Origin of the sequence: Ciceribacter sp. L1K22 (assembly GCF_017599385.1) — a bacterium.
In the GTDB taxonomy this organism is placed as follows: Bacteria; Pseudomonadota; Alphaproteobacteria; order Rhizobiales; family Rhizobiaceae; genus Allorhizobium.
In genome coordinates, this window is the sequence record NZ_JAGFPK010000001.1 from 1 (window position 1) to 13,973 (window position 13,973).

Sequence of the window (13,973 nt, forward strand, 5' to 3'; positions counted from 1 at the left end):
TGACCGTCTGCGTATCATTCACAGAGAAGCCTAAACCTCTCCACGCAACGCCGCCGTCCACGTTTCTCTTTCTTCCATTCTTCAATTGTCAAATAACTGACGACACAGAGAACCCGCACGTCTTCTCCCCAAGAGCCAAACCGTAACCCGGCCCCAAATCAGCATCTCAGCCAATTCTCTAGAGATAAACCAAAGACAACAAAACCTGCCGCAGAAACCGCAGCAACCTCGCCTTCGGTGAGGCGCTTTCTAGGCCCACTCCAAAAACAAGTCAACTCATAACTCAAAAAAATCACGAAAAAGATACAAGTGATTGAAAGGAATGGGGAATTATGGATTCCCGTTCGGTTTGCGCCGGAAATCAGCGCTACGGGAAACCCTCGTCAGGTTAGCCCTTCATGATCAGGATGAGGACCAGGAACATTGCCGGCACGGCTGCCAACGCGGGCAGTATGATTGCAGGGTAACCGAAGAAAACGATCGCCAGGATCCAGAGGAGGACAAGGTTCACAATGAACACGATCTTCGCCGTAACAGGGCCGAGGACCGCTTCCCTCAGCATCCATCCAAATACGGGCACGTGGTAGATCACTCGGGTCAGCATGAAGATCCTCGGTTCAACATCAATCGAAGTTGGCTTTCATCAAACACGTTAGAAGACATGAATCCCGCGGACAATGTGGCAAATTGACGAACCGCATGTAGGGCGTTTTTTCCGTTTGCACGCATCTGCATCTGGGCTAGCATTGACCCGCCGACCACACGTCTTTTCAGGTGGGATTTTGTCGCAACCGGACAGAACTGGGACCGGCACTGTTATACATTGAATGAGAGGGTTCCGCCGGAAGCGAAAGAGGCCGGCGGTGAAAAGGGAACGCGGTGAGGATTACCCATCAGGGGCCGAAACCGTGGCTGCCCCCGCAACTGTGAGCGGAGAGCGAAGTCCAGACTGCCATTGGCCATGGCCGATAAGGCGGACCGAGCAACGACCCGCGAGCCAGGAGACCTGCCTTCGCATCGGCCACCACACGCGTGGCATTCTCGTCAACCCGCGCGGTGGGCGCGGAAGAAAGGAACAGAATATGCATATCGAACCTGGTCTCGTCGATGGGACCAAGATCCTGCTCAGCTATGCCACGGCGGCCGTTTCGGCCGGATTGATGGCAAAAATGGCGGTCGACACGATTCGCCGCGATGGCGGCGTCTCCGCACTTGCGATCCGCAGCGTCATCACAACCGCTTTGGTCTTCTCGTTCTTCGAGGTGCTTCCGCACCATCCCGTCGGCGTCTCGGAAGTTCACCTTATCCTGGGCTCGACACTGTTCCTGATGTTCGGCGCGGGGGCCGCCGCGATCGGCCTGACAGCCGGTCTGCTGCTGCAGGGACTTTTCTTCGCGCCGTTCGACCTGCCGCAATATGGCATGAACATCACCACCTTGCTCGTTCCGCTGTGGGCTCTGAACGCCCTTGCCGATCGCATCATTCCAGCCGGAACACCCTATGTCAAAGTGTCCTACAAGCAGGCACTCACCCTATCCACGGCCTACCAGGGCGGCATCGTCGCCTGGGTCGCATTCTGGGCGCTCTATGGGCAGGGAATGAGCGTGGAAAACCTGTCCCAGGTCGCTACCTTCGGAGCGGCCTATATGACTGTCATCCTCATCGAGCCGCTGGTCGATCTGGCCGTGCTCGCCGCTGCCAAGGCACTGCACACATTCAGCCGTACGCCCGTATTCAGCGCGCGGCTGCACAACGCCGTGACCTAAGGCGTTCCCGAAAAGACTTGGACCTTCGAACGCGCGGCCCCCGCCGCGCGTTTTTCTTTGAACCTGATGTCGTTTTAAGGTACCGCGCCAGTTGTCATCCGCGTCACCGGTCCTATGTCGAACCCATAAGGAGAACGCCATTGCGAATCCTGTCCGAAGCCTATTTCCCGGAACTGCCGAACTACTACCGCGGCAAGGTGCGGGAGAATTACGATCTCCCGGATGGCCGACGCATCATCATATCGACGGACAGGCTGAGCGCTTTCGACCGCATCCTCGCATGCATTCCATACAAGGGTCAGGTCCTGACGCAGACGGCCCGTTACTGGTTCGATGCGACCAAGGACATTTGCCCCAATCACGTTCTGGATTATCCGGATCCGAATGTGGTGGTTGGACAGAGGCTTGACATCCTGCCAGTCGAGATTGTCGTTCGTGGCTATTTGGCCGGCACCACGGGCACCTCCATTCTTACCCTATACAAGAAAGGACAGCGCACGATGTACGGCATTACGCTTCCGGACGGGATGCGCGACAATCAGGAACTTCCTGAGCCGATTATCACGCCGACCAGCAAGGCGTTTGATGGCGGTCATGACGAACCTCTTACGGCAACCGAAATCGTCGAGAACGGCCTCTTGACGAAGCCACAATGGGAAACGCTGTCGCAATACGCGCTCCGGCTCTTTGCCCGCGGTCAGGAACTGGCCTCCAAGAGGGGGCTGATCCTGGTCGACACGAAATACGAGTTCGGCATCGACAAGAGCGGTGCGATCATTCTCGCGGACGAGATCCATACGCCCGACAGCAGCCGGTACTGGATCACCGACTCTTATCATGAGAGTTTCCAAAAAGGTGAGCGACCCAGTAGTTTCGACAAGGATTTCGTCCGCTCCTGGGTGGCGGAACGCTGCGATCCTTACCGCGACGACATTCCGGAAATTCCAACGAAACTTATAGAGGAGACATCCGCCGTCTACATCAAGGCATTCGAGGCGATTACGGGGCTCCGGTTTGAACCGGACAATCGCGAAGCGACGCCGCTGGAGCGTGTACGTCGCAACCTTGCGCCTTTTTTTTCCGGAAGGTGACCGAGCTGTGACGCCAGCCAGAAAAGTCTTTGTGTCGGACCGTTGCGGCGAAAGCGCCGCTGCGAGGGGAGACATTTCGCAGCCCCGGCGCAGAATGCGCAAGCCGGCAAGCGAAACACGCAATGACATTCTGGACACGGCAGAGGCGCTTTTCCGCTCACGCGGATACGCAGCGGTCGCGATAGCCGACGTCGCCGCCGAACTGGAGATGTCGCCCGCCAACATTTTCAAGCACTTTCACTCGAAGACCAAGCTCATCGATGCGATTGCGACGCGCCATCTGTCGCACGTCGTCGACAGACTGGACATCATTACAGGCGCCGGACCGGCGCCGGAGCGGTTCCGCCACATGGTGCGAACGCTAATGGAAATTCATCTCCGGGACATTGAACAGAACCCCTACATCTTCGAAATGATCCTGCTCTCGACGGATCTGGAATTGAAATGCGGTGATCTGTATCGGGATATGATGATCGAGAGGATCGACCTGATCATCAGGCAGGGATGCGAGGAGGGATCGTACTGCGTGGACGATGTGGAGCGATCGGCACGAACGGCGTTCTTCGCTCTGGCTAGCGTTCTTCACCCGGTGATGATCGCCAAGGAGAGCGCTGACATATTGGCAACACGCTGTGACGAAATCGTTGACCTGATCAACGCGGCACTGCAACGCACCCTTGCCAGGTGATGATCCTTGACTTACGTCACTTGACGAATATGGCCGGTTCACTTCTGGGTGTGTCGGCGCCTATCGCAGTCACCGTTCGAGCCTGACCATTTCTGGATCTCGCACTTCGAACCCTACCGGATACGACAATGACCCGACATGTAAAGCTGGCTACGGCTCTGATCCTCGTTTCGACTCTGATCGCGGGCTGCAGCGATGGCGGCACCTCGGAACAGCAGGCCGGCGCGTCCAACGAGCGGCCGCCGACCCCGGTGAGCGTGGTCATCATGTCGAGCGCGGAACAGCCGATAACGGCCGTCCTGCCCGGCCGGGCCTCCGCCTATCAGGTCGCCGACATCCGTCCCCGGGTGAGCGGTGTCATCAAGGAGATCGCCTTCAAGGAAGGAAGCGAGGTTTCCGAGGGCGACCTTCTCTACAAGATCGAGGACGATACCTATCGCGCCGAAGTGGCACAGGCGCGGGCGAGCCTCGCAAGAGCCGAGGCCGGTGTACCGACGGCACAGAGCAATCTGGCCCGCTACGAGCGCCTGGTGAACAGCGGTGCGACGCAGATTGAATATGAAAACGCCAAAGTGACACTTCTTCAGGCCCAGGCCGACGTCGCCCAGGCGAAAGCCGCACTCAACGCGGCCGAGATCAATCTCGGACTGACGGAAGTACGGGCGCCCTTCGAGGGCGTGACGAGTGCATCCCGGTTTTCCATCGGCAATGTTGTCACAGCGAATCAGACCGACGCGCTGACGACACTTCGCCGGCTTGACCCGATTTACATCGAGCTCACAGAGTCCAGCACGAACCTGCTCCGTCTCCGGCAAGCCATTGCCACCGGACGTCTTGACCAGGCCAGCAGTGACGGTTCGGCGCCCATCAAACTTCTTCTCGACGATGACACGGAATATCCGCACGTCGGGACGCTGGACATGTCGGAGATGGCCGTCAGCGAAACCACCGGCACCTATTCGATGCGCGCGCTGTTCGACAATCCGGATGATCTCATTCTTCCCGGCATGTACGTTCGCGCCGAGGTGACGGTCGGCAAGGAAAAGGGCTACCTCATTCCGCAGCGGGCCGCCACGCGCAACGCCAATGGCGCGCTGGCCGCAAAATTCGTCGACGCGGAAAACAAGGTCGAGACCAGGACATTCGAGGAAAGCAAGGTATCGGGCAATTCGTGGCTGGTGACCGAAGGCATCGCGGACGGCGACAAGCTCATCGTGGACGGCTTTCAGTGGATTGGGGACGGGGCGACTGTGTCTCCGGTCCAGGCGACAGTTGACGAAAAGGGTTTCGTGGTCGAGACCACCCAGGCAACTGCGCCCTCGGCGCAGCCCTGATTGAGCGCCAAGCGAACGCGGAAGATTCAGGGATCCACATGTCTAAGTTCTTCATTCATCGCCCGATTTTCGCCTGGGTGATCGCCATCGTGATCATGCTGGGCGGAGCCCTTGCGATTTCGACACTGTCGATCTCTCAATATCCTGAGATTGCACCCACCACCGTGCAGATCTCGGCAAGCTACAACGGGGCGAGCGCCGAGACGGTCGAGAAATCGGTGACATCCATCATCGAGGATGGCATGACGGGTCTTGATGACCTGACATACATGACGTCCAGCTCAAGCACCGGCCGGGCTGCCGTCACCTTGACGTTTGGCAACAGTATCGAACCCGACATCGCCCAGGTGCAGGTGCAGAACAAGCTGCAACTGGTGCAGTCGCAGCTCCCGGACATCGTGCAGCAGGCGGGCATATCCGTCACCCGCTCGACGTCCAGCATCCTGCTTGTCGGCGCGCTGGTCTCGACCGACGGCGATCGCTCTCCGGTGGAGCTCGGCGATATCTTCAGCACGCAGATCGAGGATCAGATCAAGCGTCTGGAGGGCGTTGGCAGCATTGAGGTATTCGGTACAGGTTACGCCATGCGCGTGTGGCTCGATCCGTTCAAGCTCAACAAGTTCCAGCTGACGCCGACCGACGTGACGTCCGCAATCCAGGCACAGAACACCCAGGTGTCTGTCGGGTCGCTGGGCGGAGCTCCCATGATCGAGGGCCAGCAGTTCAACGTGACAGTGACGGCGCAAAGCCAGTTGCAGTCCGTCGCAGACTTCGAATCGATCATCTTGAAAGTAGAGACTGACGGGGCAACCGTCCGACTGAGCGACGTTGCGCGCATAGAGATCGGACAGGAAAGCTACGGCACCAACACCCGTGCCAACCGTAATCCGGCTACGGGCTTCGCGGTCAACCTGGCAACGGGCGCCAACGCGCTTGACACGGCTGACAGGGTGAAGAGCGCGCTTTCAGCAATTGCGCCGTCGCTGCCTGAAAATGTGATCATTACCTATCCGTACGACACGACGCCGTTCGTCGAACTGTCGATCGAAAAAGTGGTGCATACGCTTTTGGAGGCCATCGTCCTGGTCTTCTTCGTCCTGCTGATCTTTCTGCAAAACCTTCGCGCGACCTTCATTCCGATGATTGCGGTCCCGGTTGTGCTGCTCGGAACGTTCGGTATCCTCGCCATAACCGGCTACTCAATCAATACCTTGACCATGTTTGCAATGGTTCTCGCAATTGGTCTTCTGGTCGATGACGCCATCGTCGTCGTTGAAAATGTTGAGCGAATCATGTCGGACGAAGGGCTTTCGCCGCTCGAGGCGACGGAGAAGTCGATGGGCGAGATAACCGGCGCGATTATCGGCATCGCGCTCGTCTTGACCGCCGTGTTCATTCCGATGGCGTTTTTCGGAGGATCCACCGGCATTATCTATCGGCAGTTTTCCATCACCATTGTATCCGCAATGCTGCTGTCGGCCGTGGTCGCGCTCATTTTGACACCTGCGCTGTGCGCAACGATGTTGAAGCCCATCGATCATACCAAGGAAAAGCGTGGACTGGGTGGATGGTTCAACCGGAATTTCGACAAGACCACCAACGGTTACGTATCGACGGTCGGTTATCTGTTGAAGCGTCCGTTGCGGGTCATGTTGATGTTCGCGCTTGTGATTGGGGGCTGTGCCTGGGTCTTCCTCAGAATGCCAAGCTCGTTCCTTCCCCAGGAAGACCAGGGCGTGCTTATGACCATTGTCCAGCTCCCCAACGGCGCGACGACTGCGCGGACCGAAGAGGTCATCAAAAAGATCGAGGACTACTATCTCGAGAAGGAGCAGGCCGCGATACAGGACGTGTTCGCCGTATCGGGCTTCTCCTTTACCGGCCAAGGCCAGAACTATGCCATGGTGTTCGCGAAACTGAAGGATTTCGACGAAAGAACGGCGCCGGAGCAGGCCGCCTCGGCGATCGTCCAGCGGGCGATGGGTTACTTCTTCACCCTGCGCGATGCGATGGTCTTCCCGCTACAGCCTCCGGCGATCCCCGGTCTTGGAACATCGAGCGGCTTCTCGATGTACCTTGTCGACAGCGGCAAGAACGGAACCGACGCGCTGACAGCGGCGTCACAGCAACTGCTTCAGCAGGGTAATTCGAACGCGAAGGTAAGCTCCCTTCGCTCCAACAGCCCCGACGCCGAAAGCCAGCTGAAAATTCTGCTGGACCAAGAAAAGATGGGGGCGATGGGATTGGATCTGGCGACCGTCAACTCCATGCTGTCGATCATTTTTGCCGGTCGCGATGTCAACGACTTCACACTCAATAGCGAGCTCAAGCCTGTCTATGTCCAGGGTGACGCGCCATACCGGATGCAGCCTGATGATATCGGCCACTGGTACGCAAGGAATGGATCTGGCGAGATGGTGCCATTCTCGAGTTTCAGCGATGTCGAATGGGTTGGTGGACCGCCAACTCTGGCCCGTTTCAACGGCGTCAGCGCAATCTCGCTCGATGGCTCGTCTGGACCTGGTGTGAGTTCCGGAGATGCAATGGACGAGATGGAACGTCTGACCGCAGGTCTTGGCGGAGGATATACTGTCGCCTGGCAGGGCATATCCTACCAGGAGCGTTTGTCCGGCTCGCAGGCACCGATGCTCTATGCCCTGTCGATCCTGATCGTGTTCCTTTGCCTCGCCGCGCTGTACGAAAGCTGGTCAATTCCCTTTTCCGTCATCATGGCGGTACCCGTGGGAGTTCTCGGTGCTTTGGTTGCCTCCTACTATCTTGGACAATCGAACGACGTATACTTCAAGGTCGGGTTGCTAACGACGATCGGCCTGGCAGCCAAGAACGCTATTCTCATCGTGGAGTTCGCAAAGGAGCGACAGGCGCACGGGATCAGCCTGCTGGATGCAACTCTGGAGGCGGCGCGTCTCCGACTGCGTCCGATCATTATGACGTCGCTCGCATTCATCCTCGGCGTTCTGCCACTTGCGATCGCCACCGGTGCGGGCTCGGCGGCGCAAAACTCCATTGGCATCGGCGTCTTGGGGGGAATGCTGTTCGCGACGCTCCTCGGCATTTTCTTCGTGCCGTCATTCTTCGTCATCATTATGCGATTGGTAAGACGGGAAAACCGGAAAGAGCCCCTGTCCGCCGATTGATATAGTTGATAATTTATGAACGATTTCGCCAGCACATTCGTCACTGGCGAATCAGAGCCCGGGGCCGGCAGCGTTTGAGACGGAATGACGCCGTCTTGCTGTCACCTCCAAAGTGAAAACAGGATAAGATGATGATATCCATTCGCGCAGCCGCTCCCCTGGCCCTCCTCCTGCTGACGGGTTGCGTCGTCGGTCCGGACCACAAGGCACCGGAGATCACTCTTCCGCAGAAATTCGCGGAAGGCGGCGTCGAAAGTGCCGGCGACGTGAGCACCGTGGCCTGGTGGACGGCATTCAAAGACCGGCGACTTGACGGCCTCGTTTCTCAGGGTCTCTCACAAAATCTGGACATTCTTCAGGCACTGGAGCGTATCAACCAGGCAGAGGCAGATGTCGTTACGGCGGGTGCAGGCTCTCTCCCAAGCCTCTCAGTCGGCGCCAGCAATAGCATAAGCCAGACAAATGGAAGCTATCGTTCCAGCGACCGCACCACGACGACGAGCGGTGAACTCAACGCCTCCTGGCTTCTGGATCTGTTCGGCCAGTACCGCCGTTCGAAGGAAAGCGCGGAGGCTTCGCTTGATGCCGCATATGCCTCCGTAGACACCGTCAAACTCGCCTACCTTTCGGAACTGGTGACCTATTACATCAACGCTCGGTACTATCAGGAACGCATCGCGATTGCCCGCAAGAATCTGGCTTCTCGCCGGGAGACGCTGGACCTGACCAAACTGCAGCTGGAGGCAGGCGCCGCATCCCGTCTTGATGTCGTCCAGGCGGAAGGCCTCGTTAATTCGACGCTGGCGGACATCCCGAGCCTTGAGGCTGGCTTCCGTCAGTCCGCGAACCACATTTCGACGCTCTTGGGTCTGCCTGCTTCGACCTTGATGACCGACCTGCAGAAGGGTGCGCGCCAGCCGGTCCCCAGCCACAGCGTGAGAACCGGCGTTCCGGCGGATCTCATCCGCAACCGACCGGACATCCGTCAGGCTGAACGACAGCTTGCGGCTGCTACGGCGGCAATCGGCGTTGCAGAAGCCGATCTTTATCCGTCGATCTCGCTGAGCGGATCAATCACGCCGAGCTACGTTCATAGTTCGCTCGCGCACGGAAGCACCACCACCTGGGGCTTCGGCCCAAGCCTGAACCTTCCGATCTTCGATGGCGGCGCGCGACGCGCCAATGTGAAAAGCCGGGAGTCTGCTGCACGTGAGGCCTATCTGGTCTGGAAGCAGACGGTTCTCAATGCCGTTGAGGAAGTGGAAAACGCTCTCGCTGCCGTCACCCGGGATCGCCAGACGGTGAACGCCTTGTCGGCAACGGTGCGCTCCTATGAGGAATCGCTCGAATTGTCGACCGCCAGCTATCGCGACGGCGCCTCCTCGCTGCTTGATGTCTTGGATGCGCAGCGGTCGGTGTCCACGGCGCAAGCCAGCCTCGCACAGGCGGTTCAGCAGATGGCAAACGACTTTGTCGCCCTCAACGTAGCGATCGGTGGTGGTTACGCCTTCGACGGAAAGAGCATGTAAGCGCTCAAAATTTTTACCACCTTGGCAGCCCGAACGGTTGCCAAGGTGAATGTTTCGGGTCAATAATCCGCCTCGGCTATCCGAGCGGCGAATACCTCGCAGATGGGCGCGACGGGATCTCACCGGCGGCACGGCGCCAGCAGCGCGACAGCGTCTCACCGGGCTTAACGCCACGGCGAAACTGCCACGCAAAGCACGCAACACATCTGGTCAGGCAGGCAGAACTCAGACCGGCTCACGGCTGATCGCTTGCGAAAGAGGTTCGACATGAAAAACACCGAAGTAGCGGCACGCAAGAACGAAGCCATTTCACGCGGCGTCGGCATGACGACGCAGATCTATGCGGCCCATGCGGAAAACTCGGAAGTTTGGGATGTAGAAGGCAATCGTTATATCGATTTTGCTGGCGGCATCGCCGTTCTCAACACCGGCCACCGCCATCCGAAGGTCATTGATGCCGTAAAGAAGCAGCTCGATGCCTTCACCCACACCTGCCATCAGGTCATGCCCTACGAGAACTATGTCGCGCTGGCTGAACGCCTGAACAAGCTCGTACCCGGTGACTTCGCCAAGAAGACGATTTTCGCCACGACAGGTGCCGAAGCGGTCGAGAACGCCGTCAAGATTGCGCGCTGCGCGACCGGACGCTCGGCCGTCATCGCCTTCACGGGCGCCTTCCACGGCCGCACCTTCATGGGCATGACACTGACGGGCAAGGTTGTTCCCTACAAGGTCGGCTTTGGCCAGATGATGGGCGACGTGTTCCACGTTCCCTTCCCGCTTGAAATGCATGGCATCAGCGTTGAAGAATCGATGGACGTGCTCGACAAGCTGTTCAAGGCCGACGTCGATCCGAAGCGGGTCGCGGCGATCATCATTGAGCCGGTCCAGGGTGAAGGCGGCTTCTATCCGGTTCCTCGCGCGCTGATGAAAGGGCTTCGTGACGTTTGCGACGAACATGGCATCCTGCTCATCGCCGACGAGGTTCAGACCGGCTTCGCCCGCACGGGCAAGCTGTTCGCCATGGAACATTATGATGTCGTTCCGGATCTTGTAACGATGGCGAAAAGCCTCGCTGGCGGGTTTCCGCTGTCGGCCGTGACGGGACGCGCAGAACTGATGGATGCGCCAGGCCCCGGCGGACTGGGCGGTACTTATGCCGGCAATCCGCTTGCCATCGCCGCCGCCCATGCCGTTCTCGACGTTATCGAGGAGGAGAAACTTATCGACCGCGCCAATCAGTTGGGCGCCCGACTGAAGCAGAGGCTGGAATCCCTGCGCGCCGAGGTCTCCCAGATTTCGGACATCCGCGGCCCTGGCTTCATGGTGGCAGTAGAATTCGGTCAGCCGGGGGCGGTGAAGCCGAACGCCGATTTTACCAATGCTGTCCGTCTCAAGGCCCTGGAAAAAGGTCTCATTCTTCTCACCTGTGGCGTCTATGGGAACGTCGTCCGGTTCCTTGCACCGATCACGATCCAGGACCAGGTTTTCAATGAGGCCCTCGATATCATCGAGGCCTCGATCCGCGAATGCGCCGAAGAGGCAAAATCATGAGCATTTCCCCTGCACTGTCCTCGAAACTGAAGGACCCCTCCCTCGCCACCGACAAGGCTCTCGTCGGCCTCGATTGGACGGCCGCAAGCGAAAGCGGCAAGACATTCGACGTGACCAACCCATCCACCGGGGAGGTCATTGCCGTATTGCCGGACCTTGGCAAGGTCGAGGTGGCGCGTGCGATCGATGCCGCTCATTCGGCCCAGAAGAAGTGGGCCAGCAAGACCGGCAAGGAGCGCGCAGCAGTCCTGCGCAAGCTCAACGACTTGATGGTTGCGAACGCGGATGATCTGGCCACGATATTGACCATGGAAATGGGCAAGCCATGGCCGGAAGCGCGTGGAGAAATCCTCTACGGTGCCTCTTATGTCGAATGGTTCGGCGAGGAGGCCAAGCGTGTCTATGGCGACACCATACCTGGCCACCAGCCGGACAAGAGGATCATCGTCGTCAAGCAGCCGGTTGGCGTTGTCGGCGCAATCACCCCATGGAACTTTCCGAACGCGATGCTGGCACGCAAGATGGCTCCGGCGATCGCCGTCGGCTGCGCCATGGTCTCGAAACCTGCAGCTCAGACCCCTCTTTCGGCGCTCGCGCTTGCGATTCTGGCCGAGAGAGCGGGCATCCCTGCGGGCATATTTTCCGTCTTGACGGCAACGGATGCCGCTATGGTTGGCCAGGAGTTCTGCAGCAACGAGAAGGTTCGGAAGCTGACCTTCACCGGCTCGACCAACGTCGGCCGCATACTGATGCGGCAAGGCGCCGACAAGATCATGAAGCTTGGTCTTGAACTTGGCGGCAACGCACCTTTCATCGTCTTCGATGACGCGAATCTCGATGCTGCGGTCGAAGGTGCGATGATCTCGAAATATCGCAATGCGGGACAGACCTGCGTCTGTGCCAATCGTCTTTATGTTCAGTCGGGTATCTACGATGCCTTCGCTGCGAAACTGGCGGAGAAGGTGGCACAATTGAAAGTAGGCGACGGTTTTGCGGAAGGCGTCACCACGGGCCCGCTGATCGACGCAAATGCGATCAAGAAGGTTAAGGAGCACGTTGCGGACGCCGTGTCGAAAGGCGCGAAGATCGAGGTTGGTGGCGAGTCTGCTCAGGGTGGGGATCTGTTTTTCCAGCCCACGATACTGACCGGTGTCACATCGGCTATGAAGGTCGCGACCGAAGAGACATTTGGTCCTGTGGCACCGCTCTTCAAGTTCGATACGGAGGAGCAGGTGATCGAAATGGCAAACGCCACCGAATTTGGCCTGGCGTCCTATTTCTACTCGAAGGACGTGGCGAAGGTTTTCCGAGTCGCAGAAGCGCTCGAATACGGAATGGTAGGCATCAATACCGGCCTGATCTCGACAGAAGTCGCGCCCTTCGGTGGCATCAAGCAGTCCGGGCTGGGCCGCGAAGGCTCCAAATACGGCATCGATGACTACACCGAGATCAAGTACATGTGCCTCGGCGGAATCGCATGAGCATTTGAGGCCCCCGATGAACCGGGGGCCTCGCCTTGCCGATCGTCAAGACGCGGATAACGTATCCGCTACCTGTTGCCCAAGATCGGCGAGTGTTCGGAAATGGGCGGCCCGCGCGCTGGAACTACGCCAGAAGAAGCCAATGTCGCGCTCACCCTGCCAATCCTCGAGATCGATCAGAGCCACGCCTTCGTCCTTGGCAAATTCCGAACGAACGTAGAGTTCCGGAAATAGGGAAATTCCCATCTCGATCGACACCATCTGGCGCAGAGCGTCCAGACTTGAGCCTTCGTAGTCCTCGGCGATGAAAGCCCCGGAAATGACCGCGAGATTCCGGGCATCGTCCAAGAGCCGGTGACCGGGTCCGAGACTAAGAAGCTTCTCCCCTTTGAGTTCCGAGACCCTCACGCCCGAGCGCGAGGCAAGATGATGTCCTCTTGGCACGCCGACAAAGATCCGTTCTCGGTGGATGATCTTGAAGTCGAGCCCGCTTTCCAGCCCCTGCACCGGTCCCAGGCCACAATCGATCTCTCCTTGCAGGACTGCCTTCTCCAGGAGGCGAGGCCGCTCTTCTCGGATGTAGATTTTCAGATCCTTGTAGCGTGCATGCAAGCGCGGTAGCAGATAAGGCAGGAAATACGGACCGAAGGAAGGCGCGACGCCAAGTCGAACAGCGCCCCCAAGATTGTTCTTTGAACTGGACGCCAGCGCCCGAAGCTCGTCGAGGCCGTTTAATATGACCTTGGCCGCGGCGATCACCTCGGCGCCAACAGGAGTGGGCATCACTTGCCCCGGCAACCTCTCGATCAATGTCACCCCCAGTTGCTTTTCGAGCTGAGCGACCTGAACCGACAATGTGGGCTGTGAAACGTGGCATTTGCGCGCCGCCTCACCAAAATGCCCGGTCTCGCCGAGGGCTACCAGATATTCAAGCTGACGAGGAGTGGGTCGGTAAACCATGATAGATGCAAGCTATCACAACGGTTAAATCAATCAATTGGAACAATACGCCGAATCTCCCCATGTTAGAGGAACAAGAAAGGAGCTAGGCATGAAACCACTTCTAAAGGCTCTGATGAGCCGCCACGCAATTCTCGCAACTAAGATCGCCGAGGAGCAGCGACGTCCCCTGCCGGACACGATCCGCATTCAGTCGCTCAAACGGATGAAGTTGCGCCTCAAGGAGCAGATCGCGATGCTGGAGCGTGCTGGCGACTTCGGCGCCTCGTCCAGAGCCGTTTGATCGGTGCGATAAAGCAACGAGGTCGGCCTGTCGTCATTCCGCCGCAGCGATCAGGCCTGACCATCCGAAGCCGGTGGCCATGACGGTCACCGGCTTCATCTCTTACCTGCGGACCGAGACGACAACGCC

Annotated in this window: 11 protein-coding genes and 1 riboswitch; of the genes, 9 read left to right on the forward strand and 2 right to left on the reverse strand. The window is 58.5% G+C overall.

Annotated features, from left to right (window positions below; genetic code table 11):
• Positions 1-388: 388 nt before the first annotated feature.
• The gene (locus J5J09_RS00005; RefSeq protein WP_208547682.1) at positions 389-604 is read right to left on the reverse strand and encodes a hypothetical protein; all 216 of its coding nucleotides are present in this window, start codon (positions 602-604) and stop codon (positions 389-391) included.
• A gap of 212 nt (positions 605-816) precedes the next feature.
• Positions 817-1,029: riboswitch (cobalamin riboswitch) on the forward strand.
• A 53-nt stretch (positions 1,030-1,082) separates the two neighbouring features.
• On the opposite strand from J5J09_RS00005, the gene J5J09_RS00010 reads away from it, so the two are divergent.
• The 8 genes from J5J09_RS00010 (at position 1,083) to J5J09_RS00045 (ending at position 12,601) form a co-directional block, all read left to right on the forward strand.
• Positions 1,083-1,766, forward strand: a complete 684-nt coding sequence (locus J5J09_RS00010) for an energy-coupling factor ABC transporter permease (RefSeq protein ID WP_208547683.1) — start codon at positions 1,083-1,085, stop codon at positions 1,764-1,766.
• A gap of 140 nt (positions 1,767-1,906) precedes the next feature.
• Positions 1,907-2,857 (forward strand): phosphoribosylaminoimidazolesuccinocarboxamide synthase, encoded by a 951-nt coding sequence (locus tag J5J09_RS00015; RefSeq protein WP_208547684.1) that lies wholly within the window; start codon positions 1,907-1,909, stop codon positions 2,855-2,857.
• A 94-nt stretch (positions 2,858-2,951) separates the two neighbouring features.
• On the forward strand, positions 2,952-3,545 hold the full coding sequence (locus tag J5J09_RS00020; protein ID WP_208547685.1) for a TetR family transcriptional regulator: 594 nt from the start codon (positions 2,952-2,954) through the stop codon (positions 3,543-3,545).
• Between the two features lie 128 nt (positions 3,546-3,673).
• A complete protein-coding gene (locus J5J09_RS00025; protein WP_208547686.1) occupies positions 3,674-4,879 on the forward strand; it encodes an efflux RND transporter periplasmic adaptor subunit in 1,206 nt (401 codons plus the stop codon).
• A gap of 38 nt (positions 4,880-4,917) precedes the next feature.
• Entirely contained in the window at positions 4,918-8,037 is a 3,120-nt protein-coding gene (locus tag J5J09_RS00030) for an efflux RND transporter permease subunit (RefSeq protein WP_208547687.1), read from the forward strand.
• 131 nt (positions 8,038-8,168) lie between these two features.
• Positions 8,169-9,566, forward strand: a complete 1,398-nt coding sequence (locus tag J5J09_RS00035) for an efflux transporter outer membrane subunit (RefSeq protein WP_208547688.1) — start codon at positions 8,169-8,171, stop codon at positions 9,564-9,566.
• A gap of 267 nt (positions 9,567-9,833) precedes the next feature.
• Positions 9,834-11,120, forward strand: coding sequence for a 4-aminobutyrate--2-oxoglutarate transaminase (locus J5J09_RS00040; protein WP_208547689.1), 1,287 nt, complete (start codon positions 9,834-9,836; stop codon positions 11,118-11,120).
• Complete coding sequence (locus J5J09_RS00045) at positions 11,117-12,601, forward strand: NAD-dependent succinate-semialdehyde dehydrogenase (RefSeq protein WP_208547690.1); 1,485 nt, start codon at positions 11,117-11,119, stop codon at positions 12,599-12,601. Before J5J09_RS00040 ends, J5J09_RS00045 begins: the two co-directional genes overlap by 4 nt.
• A 45-nt stretch (positions 12,602-12,646) precedes the next feature.
• Here the strand turns inward: J5J09_RS00045 and J5J09_RS00050 are convergent, their stop codons facing one another.
• Complete coding sequence (locus tag J5J09_RS00050) at positions 12,647-13,561, reverse strand: LysR substrate-binding domain-containing protein (RefSeq protein WP_208547691.1); 915 nt, start codon at positions 13,559-13,561, stop codon at positions 12,647-12,649.
• Positions 13,562-13,652: 91 nt separating this feature from the next.
• Between J5J09_RS00050 and J5J09_RS00055 the strand changes: the two genes are divergently transcribed.
• On the forward strand, positions 13,653-13,844 hold the full coding sequence (locus tag J5J09_RS00055) for a YdcH family protein (RefSeq protein ID WP_208547692.1): 192 nt from the start codon (positions 13,653-13,655) through the stop codon (positions 13,842-13,844).
• Positions 13,845-13,973: the final 129 nt, after the last annotated feature.

Excerpts from the sequence above, each read along its gene's own strand:
- J5J09_RS00005 (WP_208547682.1), bottom strand. The coding sequence starts at position 604 with ATGCTGACCCGAGTGATCTACCACGTGCCCGTATTTGGATGGATGCTG.
- J5J09_RS00010 (WP_208547683.1), top strand. The coding sequence starts at position 1,083 with ATGCATATCGAACCTGGTCTCGTCGATGGGACCAAGATCCTGCTCAGC.
- J5J09_RS00020 (WP_208547685.1), top strand. The coding sequence starts at position 2,952 with ATGCGCAAGCCGGCAAGCGAAACACGCAATGACATTCTGGACACGGCA.
- J5J09_RS00025 (WP_208547686.1), top strand. The coding sequence starts at position 3,674 with ATGACCCGACATGTAAAGCTGGCTACGGCTCTGATCCTCGTTTCGACT.
- J5J09_RS00030 (WP_208547687.1), top strand. The coding sequence starts at position 4,918 with ATGTCTAAGTTCTTCATTCATCGCCCGATTTTCGCCTGGGTGATCGCC.
- J5J09_RS00035 (WP_208547688.1), top strand. The coding sequence starts at position 8,169 with ATGATATCCATTCGCGCAGCCGCTCCCCTGGCCCTCCTCCTGCTGACG.
- J5J09_RS00040 (WP_208547689.1), top strand. The coding sequence starts at position 9,834 with ATGAAAAACACCGAAGTAGCGGCACGCAAGAACGAAGCCATTTCACGC.
- J5J09_RS00045 (WP_208547690.1), top strand. The coding sequence starts at position 11,117 with ATGAGCATTTCCCCTGCACTGTCCTCGAAACTGAAGGACCCCTCCCTC.
- J5J09_RS00050 (WP_208547691.1), bottom strand. The coding sequence starts at position 13,561 with ATGGTTTACCGACCCACTCCTCGTCAGCTTGAATATCTGGTAGCCCTC.
- J5J09_RS00055 (WP_208547692.1), top strand. The coding sequence starts at position 13,653 with ATGAAACCACTTCTAAAGGCTCTGATGAGCCGCCACGCAATTCTCGCA.